Source organism: Microcoleus sp. T3_B1 (assembly GCF_036700445.1).
GTDB lineage: Bacteria > Cyanobacteriota > Cyanobacteriia > Cyanobacteriales > Microcoleaceae > Microcoleus.
Map to the genome: position 1 here is coordinate 134535 of NZ_JAUBOX010000006.1, position 20321 is coordinate 154855.

The window sequence follows — 20321 nt, forward strand, 5'->3', positions numbered from 1 at the left end:
GTGCAGACGTATTCGTTTCAATCCCTGATAGGGATTTAGACCAAGTATGTTTTTGGTCTTACCCCGCTCAAACATAAGGGTAACACGCGGTAGAGGACAAGTTTAGTAAATACTGACATATTCGACTGTTGTATAAGTCTGAACTTTAATTTTTTAAGCGATCCCTTGATTTGGCCTATGGACAGGTGTTAGCGTCAGATAAATTTAGTTAGGAGGCTCACATGAGTAAAAAACAGCGAATTTTGCAACTTCTGTTAGACGGAAAACCTCACTCCAAAGAAGAGTTGATACCCATAACTCACAGGTTCAGTGCGGCTGTCGAGTCGCTCCGCAAGGATGACGGGTACGACATTGAAACTGTTCGCGTTGCTCACAATGTTTACGTCTACCAGATGGCCTTAGCCAAGAGTGCATAGTTTTATTGAGACTCTTTACTTCTGAAAGAGTCTCTTCATTCACAAGGGAAGCTCATCGGTAGCTTGCGGCGTTAAGTACAGACATAGGTAGTCTCAACCCCCAAAAAATGGCTGGTTAAGTCACTTGTCAACAAAACTGCAAACTCTGAAAAAATTTTATTCTGCGAAAGCTTCCCTTTTCTTTCTACAACCTAATTTTTCACAACTGCTATGAACACTCAATCTCTATTTGATATGAAGATCCTTGATTCACGACTTCAAGAAAAAATTCCTTACCTCAAAATGTTAGTTTTGTTTGGATCTAGAGCAACAGGAAAAACTCATGCTAAAAGTGACTGGGATTTTGCCACACTCTATGATGAAGACAAACGGAAAGCTTGCATTGGAGAGCGTGCTTTTGCTTGGTTTGAGGTTCCTCAAAAACTCGGCGAAATTTTTGAAATCAACAGTGATGAAATTGATGTTGTTGAGCTAAACAGATGCTCCTCACTTATTGCTCATTTTGTCGCTCGTGATGGCAAGGTTTTGTATGAAAGCGAACCGGGAGAATTTGAAAAATTCAAACAAAAGGCTTTGATGAGCGATTCAGAACTGAAGCAAACAGAGTGGGAGCTTCGGAATAAAATTGAGTTGTTTTTGAAGAAATGGGATGTAGTATGAGTATTGAGCCTACAGTTGTTTTAAGCAGATTGGAGTTTATTGGTAATTATCTTCTAGAATTAAGGCGCTTTCGAGGAATGAGTTTAGAAAATTACTTGAGTAGTTTTGACCATAAAACAATTTCGGAGCGAATTATGGAATTAATTGCTCAAGCTGCGATCGATATCAACGAGCATATCCTAAGTCGCGACAAAAATATTCAGCCTCTCTCCAATAAAGACTCTTTTGTCAAGGCTGGACAATATGGAATTATCACCCCTGAACTTGCGACAGATTTAGCACTGTCAGCAGGACTCCGTAATATTTTAGCTCACAGATATTTGGAGATAAATTATGTAGAGCTATTCAATGGTATTCAAGCAGCATTAAATCAATATCCGAGCTATATCCAACAAATCACTGAATATCTTAATTCTAGGAGGAAGTAGAAAATGGCCAAGAAGAATAAACCAACCGAGTCAGAATTTATACAACTATCACTTTTTGACGCACCACAGAATTTGAATGTTGAACAGTTTGATGATTTGGAAGAGGATGATTTGGAAGAAGAAGACGATGATGATGATTTGGGGTTGAGTTTTGAAAGTACCGATCGCGATATTGAGCCGCCCCAACAAGAGTTAATTACCGTCAAGCTTTTGCGCTCGGCAATCTTGGCTCAAAATCCCAATGACCCCATCATGGCTGATTTTGCCGAGTATGTTCTGCCAAATCTGCTGCGAGTGGCGATCGGCGTTACTGCTAAAGGCGGTAAATGGATCGAAGCAAAAGAACAGGAACTCGCAGCAAAAGGCAAAGTGATGAACAGGAGAAATGCCGCCGATCAATCCCTAAATACTCATTTACTTAACGGACTTTTCCCGGCTAATTTAATCGAACAGCGCCTAGAAAAATTGAATACAACCGTTAAGCGCGTGATTCGCGAACCAGAAAGACGGTTACTCGTTGCTGCTTTCATTCTCCACGACTTTGAGAAATTTGATTATTGCAGATTTCCGCAAATGTCGCAGAAATACAAAGATTTTCAGAAAAACAAGGATAATAAAATCCGCGATTTGTCAATCCCAGAACATCGAGAAATTATTGATGCCATCATTCGCGACCTCAATCTGGATCGATTAATTAATTCCAACTATCCAGAAGCCTATCGCGAGTATCTTGATGATTTACTCTGCATCGCTTACAACGCTCAAACGCGATCGGATACCAACTGGAATTTTTCCATACACAGTGGACTTCAGCCTCAACTGGAAGGAGATAAACTGGTTGAATTAGCAAAATTAGCTTGTCTCGCTGACCGTTTAGCATCCATTATCAAACATCCTCAAGACGCTCTTAAACCAGGTGTGAATAATGTGATTGGTCAAGTCAGTGACAGACAACTAAAACTCTCCTATCACAGCATTGCTGAAAATCGCGGTGTCCTCACCAATATTGTCAATAATGCCGTAATGAATGCCCATACTGAAATAAATTCAGAGGATATTCATTACTATGAGCCACTGCTGTATTTACCAACAGGTATCATTTATTTGACACACCGCAATGCACCTTCTGTGACAGTGGATAGCATACCCGATCGAGTTGTCAATCAAATCAAATCTCTCTGTGCCAAAGAACTAGAAGACAGACAAACAGGCTTTAGTCGAGATGGTAAAGGCATGAAATATGCCGATTACTACAATTTATTTTTCGACATCCCTGATTTGATGAAAGTTGCACTTAAAGCAACGTTGAGGATTCTGAAAGATGGAAAAAAGCCTGTTACTAAAGACCGCAGCGATAATCTTGTAAAGTTCCAAAAACAGGAAATTTTATCGGCTGATTATAACTTTCGATTTCCAGATGATATTCGGATAGATCAACTTGCTGAATTTGGGGACGCAGTGAGTCGTAAAATCTGGGGAGATTGCGTTGCTAAAATGGAAGCGGAACGCAAGAAGCGCGACGCGGAACGTAAGAAAGATCCAGAATTACTCAAACTACCAGCAATTGATTTAACTCCCGAAAACTTAATTCATGAAGTTGCAGAGTTCTGGAATCTCTCAGAACACCTGCCAACTATCCGAGAAATTCAACGGATTAATGAAAGCCTCAAAGAACACAAACTTAAAGGCAATACGGGCGGAGTTCCTTACGAATGGTACTATTTAGCCGCTAAATATATAGAACATCACCCTAGCATTGAGGATGTACGTCCAGTTGGTGAGGAGTTGATTGCACATATTACAACTTTAATTCAGCCAATTTTGTCTGAATACAATATCCCCGATGGTTGGGAAGATTTGCGGCTGTGGGTGACGCGAGTTGTAAAGTTGCAAACACCAGAAGCAGAGCCAATCTCAGGTCAGATTTTCTTAGATGAGTTAGAACGTTATCAAGCCGCTAAAAAATCGGGACGGGGAAAACAGTTAGTTTGTTCGATTTCTCACTCGGCTTATACCGTTACCGAACAAATGGAATCAGCCGTTTTATTCACGCCACAAGTTTATACTAACAAGCAAATGCTGGGAGGCTCTAATGCTAAACGCAATATTTCCAGTATTGCTGGCATCGAAATGATGCTGCGGCAGATTTTAATGAGCCAAACTCAGGAAATTGGAGGACGATTTGAGGATGCTAAATACCGATACCTCTACTTTTATCCGACTTATTACTGCACCCCTGAAACGAACGCATTTTTGCATCAGGCTTACGATAATATTTTCCAAACTCGCTTCGATACGGGAGTTCGCAATCACTTTATTAGCAAGGAACTTCAGGCTAATTTTGAATTGAGCCGCTATCAAAGTGTAGATGTCTTTCATTTGGATGAAAGAGCGGAAGGTAAAAAGGACAAGACATTCAAGCTTACTTATCCCGAAAATCAACCGCTTACCTTTTATTTTATGGCATTGCCTCCTGAGAAAAAAGGGAAAGATAAAAAAATAACTGATACAGAATCTTGGATTATGCCAGCTTGGTTAGCGTTTGCATTTCCCATGATTCTGGATGTCAAAACTGTGGTTTCAGAGTCGCCTATTCCGCCATTTAATGACGGTGCAGACTTTGAAGAAAGCGTATTTCTAGATAGCGCACCGCCAGCTTTTAGGGTTTTGACGAAGCGCGATCGCTTTCGCCTCGACTATATCTTAGAAGGATGGGAGGAAAACGGCAAATCTTATCCTGCACCTTTGAATGTTTTAACTGCTGCTTATGCCATTCATCTTGATGTTAATGCGAAACAGGGGAAGTCCGGCTATGACTCCAACTGGGGAAAATTAACTGAACTCGCCACTGATTTTGAAACCAGCCCTCTTTATGTGTTTAGCTACCTCAGTAAGTGGGTGCGGAAACAGAAAAATGAAACGGCGTCAATTCAAAAAATCAAGCTTTATGCTTATCATTTTTACCCTTGTTTTGACGCTTATGCCCAATATAATCATGAAGAGGAACGATTGACTGTGACAAGCGCATCAAGTTTAAACCACCCCCAAAAATTGACGGAATTGTATCGCCGATTTTACCGTGCAAGTAAGCGATATAATCCCAAGGCAAATGCTGTGCTGAAACCGATTGATATTGCTTCTAAAACTATCCTTGAAGCCGATCTGAGTTGTCAAGGTGAATCTTTAGTGTTGACAGTTGCTGCTGAAGTTTCAAAGCTCATGGATCGCGTTCACTCTTCTACTGCGGAAGGACGCTGGATTTTCAGCAATCGAGAGGAAGAAAGACAGGCAATTTTAGAGTTTGGTCGCTACTTTGTTGAGGAGGTATTTGAGAAATCATTTGCGGGCGATCGGGCCCGTTTAGCCGGCCGCCAAATCAACTTAATCCGAGATACCTGCGAATTCATTTATCGTTTAGAGAATGACAAAGAAAATCGCGCTAGAGATGACAAATCCGGTGACGAATCTCAGGAAGAATCTGACAATTAAAGCTGAAGCTAGTGTTTGACAAGCTACACGCAATTTGCACCAGTAACATTTTAACTACAAATTTCACTTAGGAGACAAATCATGCCTTTCTTGAAAACCCTTGATGCTAAATTATTTCATGCCAGCATTCCTTACAAACCAATGGGAAAATATGCCCACTTCCTGACTGTACGAGTGACCGAATCTTATCCTCTCTTTCAGACAGATGGAGAACTAAATAAAGCGCGAGTTAGGGCCGGGATTGAAGATCAAAAACCTATCAGCCGCCTTACCATGTTTAAGCGCAAGCAATCTACACCAGAACGTTTAGTCGGCCGCGAGCTGCTGCGTAACTATGGTTTTATGACCGCTGAAGATTGCGAATACAATGTCAAGTTTGCAATGAATAATCCTGATTGCATTATCTACGGATTTGCGATCGGTGACTCTGGTTCAGAAAAATCAAAAGTAGTAGTTGACACAGCATTTTCAATTACCGCTTTTGATGAATCTCACGAGACTTTTACCCTCAATGCTCCCTTTGAGAATGGCACAATGGCATCTAAGGGTGAAGCAGGTTCTAAACCAGGCGAAGTTACCAGTCGCATCAATCAGCAAGACCACATCAAACCCCAGATTTTCTTTCCTAGCATTGTCACCCTGAAAGACCCTACAGAAGCTAGTTTTTTGTATGTTTTCAACAACATCCTCAGAACCAGACACTATGGCGCTCAAACGACCCGCACAGGTCGAGTCAGAAATGAGTTAATTGGTGTCGTATTTGCCGACGGCGAAATTACCAGTAACCTCCGCTGGACGCAAGCAATTTACGACAAATTGCAGGGTGACGATAAACTTAATTCCAACAACCCTCTCAATGAAGATGATGTGATTATGGCTGCTAGGGCTGCTATCCAAACGTTACTGTCTGAGGAATTTATCGTGCATGAAGACTTTATTGGGGATAAGTTTACACCATTAGTGACAGAGGTTAAAGCTGTTATTGGCAATGAAGATGAACTCAAAAAAATGTTGAAGAAAGCCGATGACGAGGCTAAAGCTTACGCGAAGAAGCATATCAAGGGTAAGGCAGGAGCTACAGCAGCAGCGGAGTAACAACCATGACTTTTATTTACCGCTGTCAAATCGAGTTGCACGATAGCCTTTATTTTGCAACTCGCGAGATAGGGAGACTTTACGAAACAGAGCCGGTAATTCACAATTACGCGCTTTGTTACGCCCTCGGTTTGGTGGATAGCGAAATCTATTCCACCACCGTTTCTGAAGAAGATTCCTATCGCTATTTCTGTCCCGAACAAGTTCCTAAATACGAGACGCATTTAACGGCGCTCAACCAACAGGGGATTTATGTTACTCCGGGGCGATCTATTTCTCACTCCTCTACCCTCAACACTTGGAAATATGCCAACAACAACTATCACGTTGAGATGGAGAAAACTCAGAAAAATATCCCTAGTTTTGGCAGAACCAAAGAAATTGCGCCGGAAAGCAAATTTGAGTTTTTCATAATCTCAGAGAAGTCTCTGAAACTGGCAAAGTGGATACGGTTGGGAAAGTGGATGAGCAAAGCAGCAGTCGAAATCCTAGAACAGAAGGAAGTGAAGCGCTCGACTTCTGAAGCTAACTTAAATTTTCCCTATCTGCTAAATCCTTTAGATGTGATGTTTTCCCATCAAGTGATTAGCTACGATGTGGTTAATATGCCTCCGGTTAGCCTCATCCAAAATGTCAAAATGCTAGGGCGATATTACGAGTTTGAGCCACTCAAAATTCCCGCTTGTATGGAATACCGCTTTCGGGCAGATTAATAGGAGGCAGACCCTCTAGAAATGCGTTCCCAGGTAGAACCTGGGAACGAGCAATTTACCATAATTCCTGTAGGGGCGGGTTCACCAATATCTGTAATAAAAACGAGAGATTCTGTAAACCCGCCCCGATCTTCAATTATGGTCGATCGTTCCCATATCCTATCATATGATATCCCTTGGCTTGACCGTAATACCCCGACCGGGGCGGGTTTTTGAGATTGTCAATTATTGGCAGATATTGTTGGTAAACCCGCCCCTACAATATTATCGGTAATCGATCGCAAATCATATCATTTCCTGGTGGTCTGCAATGCTTTCAACAATCACCAACCATTAACCAAATATGCCACACAGCCTCGTCCTCAACATCCTTCCCCTGGCCCCAATTCCCCCCGGATACCTCACCGGCAGACACCTGCACGCCCTCTTCCTCACCCTCGTGAGCTCCGTTGACAAAAAACTCGGCGATCGCCTCCACGATGCCGCCGCCCAAAAATCCTTCACCCTCAGCCCTTTGCAAACTAAAAAATGCCCTTTCAAAAAACACCATTTCCTGCAATGGGAACACACAGAACCGATTCCAGAACACACCCTCTGTTGGTGGCGAATTACTCTCCTTGATGACACTTTATTCGGCAAGTTAACTCAGCTTTGGCTGAACCTCAATCCCTCGAAGCCGTGGCATCTCGGCCCCGCCGATTTGATGATTACCAAGATTCTCGGAACGCCCCAAGTAGATCAGCCTTGGGCTAATGCTTGCGATTACTCTCAACTGTACGATCGCGCTTCTGAAACCAATCGCTTAATTGCCTTCAGTTTTGCGACTCCTACTACCTTTCGACAGGGCAAATTTGATTCCGTGATTCCTACTAGAGACTGCGTTTTTAATAGTCTCCTTAGTCGCTGGAATAAGTACAGCCCGATCGCACTTCCCGATCTTTCCTTCGATGCACTTTTTTCGACATTTGTCAATATCCGAAGTGAAAAATTGACTAACTATCAAAGCGATTTTGTTGGCATGGTTGGGGAGGTTAGCTATCGGATTTTGGGAGATGTGGAGCCCTTAGTGATTAAGCAAATTAATGCTTTGGCTGATTTTGCTGTTTACTGCGGGGTAGGGAGAAAAACTCCGATGGGGATGGGAATGACTAGGCGAATAGTTGTTAAAAAAGTTCTTGATAACTGAGCGTAAAACCCATAGTCCGCCAGGGGTTGAAACCCCTGCCTAATAGCTAAAGTCCTCTGAAGAGGACTGCAAGAATGAATGGTTAAATTACTTCTTCAGTCGGCTTCAACCTTTGCGCTTACTGTTACCGATAAGCTCAAAATATCATCAATGATTAAATTACTTCTTCAGTCGGTTGAAACCGACATCTTGCAGCAATCTCAATAAGAGGATTTTTCGTGGGAGCGGGCGGGTTTATAGAACCTATTTGCAAGCTTTAAGGCTGTTGGCGAACCCGCCCCTACGGCTAATTGAGAATGGTGCAATATCTCAGTTTCAACCGACTTTAGCTATGAGACAGGGGTTTCAACCCCTGGCGGACTGGCGGCTCACTAATTCCTCAAATAACTGGTTCCTAGGCTCTGCCTGGGAACCGATATCCAGAGGCTCTGCCTCGCTTGCTCAGGGAGGAAAATTGGAGGCAGAGCCTCCGGATCTGTGTTCCCAAGCTCTGCCTGGGAACGAGTAGACTCTTGTGGAACAGGCATCTTGCCTGTTGCTAATTCCCCATTACTAATCTCCTACAAACCATCAAAAAAATGAACGATTCTGATTACATTTCGATCGCAACTCTCAACCAGTATTCTTACTGTCCTCACCGCTGTTGGCGAATGTCTTGTGCGGGAGAATTCACCGATAATCAGTATACCATTGAAGGGACAAGTTTGCACGATCGCGTTCACACGATGGGCGAAATTAACCGCAATGAAACTTGGCAGGTGCGGGCGATTTGGCTGAAATCCGAGCGCTACAAACTGATTGGTAAATCGGATTTGATTGAGTCGGCTGAGGGTGAGATTTACCCCGTGGAATACAAGCGGGGACGGAAGGGGGAATGGGATAATGATGAGTTGCAAGTTTGCGCTCAAGCGCTTTGTTTAGAGGAGATGACGGGGAAAACTATTGCGGCTGGATATGTGTATTACGCGCAATCGCATCAGCGGCAATTAGTGGAGATTTCTGAGCAATTGAGACAGGATGCGATCGCCACTATTGAAAAAGTCGGTGCTCTTTGGCGATCGGGAAATATCCCTTTACCAGTTTACACCGCTCGGTGTACGGGATGCAGTCTTTTTCCCCAATGTCTGCCCCAAGCTGCCGCCAAAGTCAACCGCTATCAAGAAGCAAGTTAACCTGCAAATAGGAGATTTCACAATGGGAACAGTTTACATTACTCAAGAAGATGCTTTTATTGGCAAAGTCGATGAACGTCTGACAGTTAAAGCTGACAAAAAAAATCTGTTGGACGTGCCATTAATTAAGATTGATGGTGTTGTTGCATTGGGACGCGCTACAGTTTCGCCGGCTGTGGTTGTGGAACTGTTGGAACGTCACATTCCTTTAAGTTTTTTGACTGTAAACGGACGTTATTTGGGGAGGTTGGAACCGGAGATGACGAAAAATATTTTTGTGCGAAAAGCTCAGTGGCAAGCGGCTGGTGAATCGGAAAAATCGGTGCATTTAGTTAGAGGATTTGTACGGGGAAAGCTCAAGAATTACCGCAATTCTTTGTTAGAATGTCAGCGCAAATATTGTCCCCAAGATTTTGAAAAGCCCATTGCCCAATTGAAACAAGTCATCGCGTCTATTGAGAAAACTTCGAGTATTAATTCTCTGCGAGGATTGGAGGGGGCGGGTAGTGCGACTTATTTTGGCTGCTTCAATCAACTGATTCGCGTGCCGGAATTTAGCTTTGAAGTTCGCCGCCGCCGTCCGCCTACTGACCCGGTAAATTCTCTGTTAAGTTTGGGATATTCTCTGCTGCGGCACGATGTTCAAAGTGCGGTGAATATTGTGGGATTCGATCCGTATTTGGGATATTTGCATTTTGAGCGCTATGGCCGTCCTTCCTTAGCGCTGGATTTGATGGAAGAATTTCGACCTTTGGTTGTTGATGCTGTAGTGTTGAAGGCGATTAATTTGCAGAAAGTTTCGCCTAATGATTTTACGGCAGAACCGTTGAGCGGGGCGGTTTCTTTGACAAAAGAAGCGCTGCACATTTTTTTGCGACTTTACGAAGAAAAGAAGCAGTCAACGTTTAAGCATCCTGTGATGGGAAAGTTGTGCACTTATCAAGAAGCTTTTGAAATTCAAGGGCGGCTGATGGCTAAGTATTTGATGGGTGAAGTTGATAAGTATCCGCCTTTGATTCTTAAATAGGGAGGCAATTAAATTATGTTTGTTTTGGTTTGCTATGATATTTCTGAGGACAAGCGCCGCACTAAGATTCACAAGATTCTCAAGTCTTATGGGGAATGGAAGCAGTATTCGGTGTTTCATTGCGAGGTGACGGATACTCAGTATGCCCGGATGCGCCAACGTCTGAGTAGGGTGATTAAGTCGGAAGAAGACAGCATCCTGTTTCACTATTTGTGTGCTTGCTGTCAGGGCAAGATCGAGCGGATTGGCGGCCGGGCACCGCTGGATACTACGATCTTTATGGTTTGATTTTGCGTCTGGCTGTAGGTGTTAAACTGAGGGGGTGAATTTTAATGGCTGAGAGCTTTACTAGGACTGGGTTTGCAGTGGTTTGTACCTCATGCGGGTCAGACGCAAATGCTGAAACCTTTACTGGGAGAGAGTTTGAGGTCTATTTGAATTTTGCCCCCTTGACAGGGCGATCGTTGAAACGGTATATTGATTGCAGTCAGACGCAACTGAACCTTGAAAACCTTATATTTCAAGCCTCCCAGACCCCGGCGGCCGAAAACAACCTAAAACCCTACCAGGGATTGAAACAGATACCCAACAGAAAGCTCAATTCGCCCGCCGTCTGCCGAAAACAACCTAAAACCCTACCAGGGATTGAAACGCAAGCGATCGTAAATCGACCAACTGGGAGCCAGTGGGCCGAAAACAACCTAAAACCCTACCAGGGATTGAAACAGAGAGTTTGTGAAATTGGCAATTTGCTCAATGGCCGAAAACAACCTAAAACCCTACCAGGGATTGAAACCACCAATTCCCACGCCCGGACGGAACAAAACCCTAGGCCGAAAACAACCTAAAACCCTACCAGGGATTGAAACCGGAATTAACTAATTTGCTGACAGTGCGCGTGTAGGAGCCGAAAACAACCTAAAACCCTACCAGGGATTGAAACAGCCAATCAAAAAAGATAGCAATGAACAGCAGCAAGCCGAAAACAACCTAAAACCCTACCAGGGATTGAAACAAGAGGGCGATCGAATTCTGGAAGAAACAGGGATTGATGGCCGAAAACAACCTAAAACCCTACCAGGGATTGAAACCGCTACCGCCTCCACACAATGCAAACTATCGAAAGCCGAAAACAACCTAAAACCCTACCAGGGATTGAAACATTCCCCCCCGTCAGCTTGGCTTTAATCGCATCGGCCGAAAACAACCTAAAACCCTACCAGGGATTGAAACTTATTTACTTCTAAAACTGCACCAACTGAGGAAGCCGAAAACAACCTAAAACCCTACCAGGGATTGAAACCCTACTCCGGTGCCACCACGAATCCAAATCTTAGTACGCCGAAAACAACCTAAAACCCTACCAGGGATTGAAACGCTTAGAGCATCCACTAAATCTTCCTTCTTGGGATGTAGGGAAGCCGAAAACAACCTAAAACCCTACCAGGGATTGAAACACTTACCTTCTGATTTAGCTGGTGACACGAAAGGCCGAAAACAACCTAAAACCCTACCAGGGATTGAAACTGTGCCAACCAGCGCATGAGAGCAAGCGTGTTCTCTGCCGAAAACAACCTAAAACCCTACCAGGGATTGAAACTTTGCAACGGGTGTAGGCGTGGGTACACGGGCGTGGGTACAGGCCGAAAACAACCTAAAACCCTACCAGGGATTGAAACACGTAAAATTTTGGCTCTCCAGTCTGATTGCTGCCATCGCCGAAAACAACCTAAAACCCTACCAGGGATTGAAACACAGTTAGCGCTGTTCGTGGCAACCTTCGGTTGAGGGCCGAAAACAACCTAAAACCCTACCAGGGATTGAAACCGGCATCCTTGGGGTATTGTGCGCTACCTGTAACCGCGCCGAAAACAACCTAAAACCCTACCAGGGATTGAAACAGGGTCGCGATCCTATCACTGGTGTTTTGAAGGTATGGCCGAAAACAACCTAAAACCCTACCAGGGATTGAAACAGGCAATGGGGCAATATTACCGAACAGAAAGAACATGCCGAAAACAACCTAAAACCCTACCAGGGATTGAAACTTCAAATTCCCCGTACTGGCACTTTTTCTTAAATTGCCGAAAACAACCTAAAACCCTACCAGGGATTGAAACACTCGGCGGGTGGGGCGTCTCCGTGCCCGTGGCGGTGCGGCTTGCCGAAAACAACCTAAAACCCTACCAGGGATTGAAACTTGCATTTGTTAACCATCGTATGCGAGAACTTTAATTACAGCCGAAAACAACCTAAAACCCTACCAGGGATTGAAACTAGCGTGGCTAGAGTCAACCGGGTCTTTCAGATTTGGCCGAAAACAACCTAAAACCCTACCAGGGATTGAAACGAAGATGACTGCTTCTTCTAAACCGATGACGGCGGCTAGCTGCCGAAAACAACCTAAAACCCTACCAGGGATTGAAACTTAATCCAGATGTTTGTAATATATTTTCAGAAAGTGCCGAAAACAACCTAAAACCCTACCAGGGATTGAAACATGATAGTTTTGCTCTTTTGGAAAAACAAGACGAAAAGGCCGAAAACAACCTAAAACCCTACCAGGGATTGAAACGCAGCATCATTATTTCCTACTAGCCAAACGCCAAGCCGAAAACAACCTAAAACCCTACCAGGGATTGAAACGAAACCCATCTAAATCGAAAAAAAGCAAAGCAGACATAGAGCCGAAAACAACCTAAAACCCTACCAGGGATTGAAACACCGACTAAAATCGGCTTGAATCGATTTAAATTTGCCGAAAACAACCTAAAACCCTACCAGGGATTGAAACGGCGATTCGGTGATTAGAAATAAATTTCCAGAGAAAAAAGCCGAAAACAACCTAAAACCCTACCAGGGATTGAAACTTAATTATATAGCAACTGTTCACGCACCCCCGATTTTTGCCGAAAACAACCTAAAACCCTACCAGGGATTGAAACCCAAAATTAAGGAGCTAACAGGGGCAAAACCTAGTGCCGAAAACAACCTAAAACCCTACCAGGGATTGAAACCAGCAATTCCAAAAGCTGTAGCATCAAACTTATGGCCGAAAACAACCTAAAACCCTACCAGGGATTGAAACAAATTACTAGCAGAAATCGGAAAAAGACCGTTAGGCCGAAAACAACCTAAAACCCTACCAGGGATTGAAACCTTTTAATCTTTTCGCCTAAAGTTCCTGGTGCGCCGCCGAAAACAACCTAAAACCCTACCAGGGATTGAAACCCTGGTGCGCCAGACATAGCACCTAGCCCATTTGGCCGAAAACAACCTAAAACCCTACCAGGGATTGAAACACCAGCGGCGCTGACGATATTATTCCAAAAGCGCCGAAAACAACCTAAAACCCTACCAGGGATTGAAACAAAAATTATAAGGAGTAAAAGGGATGCTTGACCAAAGCCGAAAACAACCTAAAACCCTACCAGGGATTGAAACCGCCCGTTCCTTGAGCCTTGCTCGCAACCCTTACGCCGAAAACAACCTAAAACCCTACCAGGGATTGAAACACAAAATATGCTTCTATTCTCATTTCTTTGACACGCCGAAAACAACCTAAAACCCTACCAGGGATTGAAACACCACTTCTCTAGGGTTTCCAAATGTGGCGTTGAGCCGAAAACAACCTAAAACCCTACCAGGGATTGAAACGTGTGAAATGCCCGTGAGAAATTGTCTTAAGCCGGGCCGAAAACAACCTAAAACCCTACCAGGGATTGAAACTTAATTTTTTGACTTCTGCCCATAAAACAGCTAGCAGCCGAAAACAACCTAAAACCCTACCAGGGATTGAAACAAGGCTTTCTGAAGGATCTTCCCAATCCTCCAGCCGAAAACAACCTAAAACCCTACCAGGGATTGAAACCCTCTCCCTTGTACCAGGAGGACGGTAAGTAAGGCCGAAAACAACCTAAAACCCTACCAGGGATTGAAACAAACTCCCATTTAGACTCTGTACCGTGCAGTGCGTTGCCGAAAACAACCTAAAACCCTACCAGGGATTGAAACACACCCCTTAACTGGTAATCAGATTTAGAGTGAAGCCGAAAACAACCTAAAACCCTACCAGGGATTGAAACCAGTAATGAGCCGATCGCACTGATTGAACCCACAGCCGAAAACAACCTAAAACCCTACCAGGGATTGAAACGAAGATATTTTTCATGGGCATCTACAATCTTTTGGCCGAAAACAACCTAAAACCCTACCAGGGATTGAAACTTAAGCGATAGTCTAGATAGTTTGGTATGTTCTGGTAGCCGAAAACAACCTAAAACCCTACCAGGGATTGAAACCTACAGCTTTAGCAAAATCAGCATAACTTGCTATGCCGAAAACAACCTAAAACCCTACCAGGGATTGAAACTCCTGTGTTTTCCTTGATTCTTATACAATAACTGATATGCCGAAAACAACCTAAAACCCTACCAGGGATTGAAACGTATATTTTGGCTTCTTCACCTGCGTATATAATCAATCCATGCCGAAAACAACCTAAAACCCTACCAGGGATTGAAACATTGGCCGCGATGTGGAAACTGTAATTCGGGCAAATCCGCAAGGCCGAAAACAACCTAAAACCCTACCAGGGATTGAAACTATTAGAATTGAACTTTTTCTCCCATTCCTCACGCCGAAAACAACCTAAAACCCTACCAGGGATTGAAACAAATATTTAATCCACAATTTTCAGCCTCCTGCTCCATGCCGAAAACAACCTAAAACCCTACCAGGGATTGAAACCTGCAATTTCCCCTACAACAGACTCTACAATTGAGCCGAAAACAACCTAAAACCCTACCAGGGATTGAAACATCTGCACAAGACCTTCTTGATGAAGGGCATACATTGCCGAAAACAACCTAAAACCCTACCAGGGATTGAAACAATAGCCCTGTACCAGGTTGCATACTTCATTGGATTTCGCCGAAAACAACCTAAAACCCTACCAGGGATTGAAACACTAGAGGCTGAAGAAGCAGTTTTTGAGGCAGAGCCGAAAACAACCTAAAACCCTACCAGGGATTGAAACGGCGACAGAGCGAACCTTGCGGGGAACTTCTGACTTGCCGAAAACAACCTAAAACCCTACCAGGGATTGAAACAATACATCTGACGCTATGTGCTGACAATCAATTTCTGCCGAAAACAACCTAAAACCCTACCAGGGATTGAAACTTCGTTTATACACAGCTCGTTTTTTCATTGAAAAGCCGAAAACAACCTAAAACCCTACCAGGGATTGAAACGAGTTCGCGCCATTTGATAGGCAGATTCAGCAGCGCCGAAGGCCGAAAACAACCTAAAACCCTACCAGGGATTGAAACTTCTAGCGACATTTGGAGAAGAAATTCTCCACGAGAGCCGAAAACAACCTAAAACCCTACCAGGGATTGAAACGTCGATCGAGCGACTTTTGAGCAACGATAACAGGGCCGAAAACAACCTAAAACCCTACCAGGGATTGAAACAAGTTTGAAAATAACTACTGGGAGTCGCGAGAGCAATCTCGCCGAAAACAACCTAAAACCCTACCAGGGATTGAAACGCAAACCAGGACACGGGATGCTAGTAGTTGGAGCGCCGAAAACAACCTAAAACCCTACCAGGGATTGAAACATCTAGCGCTATCAAAAGCTTGCCAGTTGATAGTCGATCGCCGAAAACAACCTAAAACCCTACCAGGGATTGAAACTTAAGTGTATTTGTATAAGTGCTTTTCCAGGTTGTCGGCGACACGCCGAAAACAACCTAAAACCCTACCAGGGATTGAAACGGTTTTCCCTTGAAACGGATACCTTTGCGCCGATCGAGCGCCGAAAACAACCTAAAACCCTACCAGGGATTGAAACCTTGAATCGATAATCCTTTTGAACGTAGCAAGCGGTCTAGCCGAAAACAACCTAAAACCCTACCAGGGATTGAAACTGATAGAGCTAGAGGACGGTAAGGTATTCGAGCTAGAGCCGAAAACAACCTAAAACCCTACCAGGGATTGAAACTCATCCAGTCATACACTTGGTCTTCGCTTCCGTTTAGCCGAAAACAACCTAAAACCCTACCAGGGATTGAAACAGTAAATTTACCCCACCCGTTTGAACTTGATCTAGGCCGAAAACAACCTAAAACCCTACCAGGGATTGAAACTCATATTTTCAAATCACTTCGATAGTGAGTGAGGAGCCGAAAACAACCTAAAACCCTACCAGGGATTGAAACTTACTGTGTACTCTTCATTTTCTACTTCGGCGTAGCCGAAAACGCCGAAAACAACCTAAAACCCTACCAGGGATTGAAACCAGTTGATTGATTGGGTAAATCATTCCCTGATGCAGGCCGAAAACAACCTAAAACCCTACCAGGGATTGAAACTTTCGGTTTCTAGCGTCTAGCCCGGTGTAGTTGGGCCGAAAACAACCTAAAACCCTACCAGGGATTGAAACCGCTACCGCCATCAATTCCATGCAAACTATCGAAATGCCGAAAACAACCTAAAACCCTACCAGGGATTGAAACAATAGCGTGTTTCTTGCGGGTATTCTTAATAGTAATGCCGAAAACAACCTAAAACCCTACCAGGGATTGAAACGAGCAACAGGGAATAATTAGTGATTGTTATTCACTCTCGCCGAAAACAACCTAAAACCCTACCAGGGATTGAAACATATCACGCTAATGATGATTTAATTAAATGGTATTCAGCCGAAAACAACCTAAAACCCTACCAGGGATTGAAACGTAGGAGATTACGTTAATCTCAAATAATCTCTCATCGCCGAAAACAACCTAAAACCCTACCAGGGATTGAAACATATCATCCATAATAAAGACTGATGATATTACCCTTGCCGAAAACAACCTAAAACCCTACCAGGGATTGAAACCTTATTAACTCGATATTAAATACAGAAACAGTGCGCCGAAAACAACCTAAAACCCTACCAGGGATTGAAACAGCATAACCTTCATCAAGTTCACCGCCGGATAATGGCCGAAAACAACCTAAAACCCTACCAGGGATTGAAACTCGACATCGGTAATGTACCGGGTTTTATGATTCTCGCCGAAAACAACCTAAAACCCTACCAGGGATTGAAACGGAATCCTTACAGTATATGGATTTAACGCCTACGCCGAAAACAACCTAAAACCCTACCAGGGATTGAAACGCCACCTTTCCAACTTTCTCAGGAGCTTTGCCCAGCATTGCCGAAAACAACCTAAAACCCTACCAGGGATTGAAACAAAACAAAAACTGTACGATATCCTTGTTGACCAAGAGCCGAAAACAACCTAAAACCCTACCAGGGATTGAAACATCGTTGCGACAATAGGTGGATACTGGGCCCAGGCCGAAAACAACCTAAAACCCTACCAGGGATTGAAACCAAATCCTATCTTTGCTCCGCTAGCAAATAACCAGTCAAGCCGAAAACAACCTAAAACCCTACCAGGGATTGAAACGAAACAGAAACATCGAAAACCTTGACACTTCACGAAAGCCGAAAACAACCTAAAACCCTACCAGGGATTGAAACGTCTTGATACCGCTTGGCGGATACAATTTCAGCGCTAAGCCGAAAACAACCTAAAACCCTACCAGGGATTGAAACATTGGCCTAGTTGGGGAAACTGTAATTCGGGCAGCCGAAAACAACCTAAAACCCTACCAGGGATTGAAACTCTACACAGAATTTTCCGATCGATCGGCCCTGGCTCGCCGAAAACAACCTAAAACCCTACCAGGGATTGAAACCGACTTCTAACTCTCTAATTCGCTGAGATTTTTTAACGCCGAAAACAACCTAAAACCCTACCAGGGATTGAAACTGGAGAAAAAGTTGAGTTTTGTTGGGTTGACGAAAACAGCCGAAAACAACCTAAAACCCTACCAGGGATTGAAACATCAATATTAGTCTGCGAACGAATTGCCTTTATTAACGCCGAAAACAACCTAAAACCCTACCAGGGATTGAAACTTTTATAAACCAGTGGGATTGCCGCCGACAGCCGTAAAGACTGCCGAAAACAACCTAAAACCCTACCAGGGATTGAAACACGATAATCATCGACAAGCTTTACAAAAACGTATCCAGCCGAAAACAACCTAAAACCCTACCAGGGATTGAAACGCAGAAGAAGAAAATCCTTCTAAACCAACAAACAAATGCCGAAAACAACCTAAAACCCTACCAGGGATTGAAACTCAATTTGCCCGTGCTTCCAAACATAGAGCTAAGGCCGAAAACAACCTAAAACCCTACCAGGGATTGAAACGCATCACTGGTATAAAAAAACCAATAATCAGTGCCAGGCCGAAAACAACCTAAAACCCTACCAGGGATTGAAACTACTCCTAAACTAGAAACTAGAAACCTAAATCAAGCCGAAAACAACCTAAAACCCTACCAGGGATTGAAACTACTCCTAAACTAGAAACTAGAAACCTAAATCAAGCCGAAAACAACCTAAAACCCTACCAGGGATTGAAACTCGAGTAAAGCTTTAGAAAAATCACCATCATTTCGCCGAAAACAACCTAAAACCCTACCAGGGATTGAAACTTTCTGAGGAGCGCGTAAACCGGCTGCCGCCTTTCCGCCGAAAACAACCTAAAACCCTACCAGGGATTGAAACCACAAGATTTAGCTAAGGTTGTCACCGATTTTTATCATGCCGAAAACAACCTAAAACCCTACCAGGGATTGAAACGAGGCCGAACAATACGGCGTTACCGTGACCTTTTACGCCGAAAACAACCTAAAACCCTACCAGGGATTGAAACTCCAATTAACGGTTCCATCGCTTAAAGAGATAAGCCGAAAACAACCTAAAACCCTACCAGGGATTGAAACTTCTTCTTGACCGATTCAACCGGCACCGGCAATCCGCCGAAAACAACCTAAAACCCTACCAGGGATTGAAACACCGGTACAGGGCTGCCAGCGGGAACGATAGTTAAGCCGAAAACAACCTAAAACCCTACCAGGGATTGAAACGAACAGGAGTGTTAACAGTAGAAGGAGCGATCGCTTGGCCGAAAACAACCTAAAACCCTACCAGGGATTGAAACGACCCTGATATAAATACGGCCGCTGAAGTATTAAATTTCTAGCGCCGAAAACAACCTAAAACCCTACCAGGGATTGAAACCGCGTGGTGTCAGGGGTCGGTTGTCCATGTGATTGCCGAAAACAACCTAAAACCCTACCAGGGATTGAAACCTTAGAAAATAAGAATCGTTCTCACTATGATATCAGAAAAGCCGAAAACAACCTAAAACCCTACCAGGGATTGAAACCGGGCCGCGATGCGACGCTACGGACAATCACAATGCCGAAAACAACCTAAAACCCTACCAGGGATTGAAACTCGACAAAGCCATGTAAGCAATAGCTGTAAAAATCCGCCGAAAACAACCTAAAACCCTACCAGGGATTGAAACGGAGCTTTTGCCACAGCGCTACACTTTGCAGGCGAAGGCCGAAAACAACCTAAAACCCTACCAGGGATTGAAACCGGCCACTTTATCCACTAATTTGCGAAGTTCAGCAGCCGAAAACAACCTAAAACCCTACCAGGGATTGAAACACAATCCCCCGCAGCGCATCTCGTTCTATCTCATCCCGTGCCGAAAACAACCTAAAACCCTACCAGGGATTGAAACTATTATCTCAGGAACCAGAACAGCCAAAACGTAAAGCCGAAAACAACCTAAAACCCTACCAGGGATTGAAACCCAGACAGCAGACGAGAAACCAGACTCTATCAAATAGAGCCGAAAACAACCTAAAACCCTACCAGGGATTGAAACTATGTAAGTTATCTTAAATCAAGAATACGAAACGGCCGAAAACAACCTAAAACCCTACCAGGGATTGAAACCGCTGCTATTAATAAAAAGAAGCAATCCAAGTACGGCCGAAAACAACCTAAAACCCTACCAGGGATTGAAACGCGGTCGAGAAGCTTAGGCAAAAGTGGGAGTCCCTAAAATCGCCGAAAACAACCTAAAACCCTACCAGGGATTGAAACCCTAAATCAAGTTTCTTTAAGAATGTGACAATTGGTGTTGCCGAAAACAACCTAAAACCCTACCAGGGATTGAAACCAAAGGGCTGGACAAATT

The 20321-nt window shown here is 43.8% G+C and carries 10 protein-coding genes and 1 CRISPR repeat array (1 of these 11 only partly in view); all 10 genes read left to right on the top strand.

The genetic code is table 11. The annotated features are described in order from the left end of the window. The first annotated feature begins 221 nt into the window (after positions 1–221). The gene (locus QT990_RS05980) at positions 222–416 is read left to right on the top strand and encodes a hypothetical protein (protein ID WP_332980042.1); all 195 of its coding nucleotides are present in this window, start codon (positions 222–224) and stop codon (positions 414–416) included. 210 nt (positions 417–626) lie between these two features. After that, positions 627–1076, top strand: a complete 450-nt coding sequence (gene mntA, locus QT990_RS05985; RefSeq protein ID WP_333140122.1) for a type VII toxin-antitoxin system MntA family adenylyltransferase antitoxin — start codon at positions 627–629, stop codon at positions 1074–1076. After that, the gene (gene hepT / locus QT990_RS05990) at positions 1073–1504 is read left to right on the top strand and encodes a type VII toxin-antitoxin system HepT family RNase toxin (RefSeq protein ID WP_333140120.1); all 432 of its coding nucleotides are present in this window, start codon (positions 1073–1075) and stop codon (positions 1502–1504) included. The genes mntA and hepT overlap by 4 nt, the downstream gene beginning before the upstream one ends. A 3-nt stretch (positions 1505–1507) precedes the next feature. Then, positions 1508–4993, top strand: coding sequence for a type I-D CRISPR-associated protein Cas10d/Csc3 (gene cas10d, locus QT990_RS05995; RefSeq protein ID WP_333140118.1), 3486 nt, complete (start codon positions 1508–1510; stop codon positions 4991–4993). Positions 4994–5074: 81 nt separating this feature from the next. Continuing rightward, a complete protein-coding gene (gene cas7d / locus QT990_RS06000) occupies positions 5075–6088 on the top strand; it encodes a type I-D CRISPR-associated protein Cas7/Csc2 (RefSeq protein WP_333140116.1) in 1014 nt (337 codons plus the stop codon). 5 nt (positions 6089–6093) lie between these two features. Next, positions 6094–6801, top strand: coding sequence for a type I-D CRISPR-associated protein Cas5/Csc1 (gene cas5d, locus QT990_RS06005; protein ID WP_333140114.1), 708 nt, complete (start codon positions 6094–6096; stop codon positions 6799–6801). A gap of 343 nt (positions 6802–7144) precedes the next feature. Then, positions 7145–7987, top strand: coding sequence for a CRISPR-associated endoribonuclease Cas6 (gene cas6, locus QT990_RS06010; RefSeq protein WP_333140112.1), 843 nt, complete (start codon positions 7145–7147; stop codon positions 7985–7987). A 578-nt stretch (positions 7988–8565) separates the two neighbouring features. After that, positions 8566–9159 carry a CRISPR-associated protein Cas4 gene (cas4, locus tag QT990_RS06015; RefSeq protein WP_333140110.1) on the top strand — a complete coding sequence of 198 codons (594 nt, stop codon included), beginning with the start codon at positions 8566–8568 and terminating at the stop codon, positions 9157–9159. Positions 9160–9181: 22 nt separating this feature from the next. After that, positions 9182–10186 (top strand): type I-D CRISPR-associated endonuclease Cas1d, encoded by a 1005-nt coding sequence (cas1d, locus tag QT990_RS06020; protein ID WP_333140108.1) that lies wholly within the window; start codon positions 9182–9184, stop codon positions 10184–10186. A gap of 15 nt (positions 10187–10201) precedes the next feature. Further along, positions 10202–10474: a CRISPR-associated endonuclease Cas2 gene (gene cas2 / locus QT990_RS06025; RefSeq protein WP_333140106.1), complete on the top strand. Its 273-nt coding sequence runs from the start codon at positions 10202–10204 to the stop codon at positions 10472–10474. Between the two features lie 254 nt (positions 10475–10728). Further along, a CRISPR array of direct repeats spans positions 10729–20321; the repeat unit is 37 nt; unit sequence GCCGAAAACAACCTAAAACCCTACCAGGGATTGAAAC; it runs 2824 nt beyond the window's last position.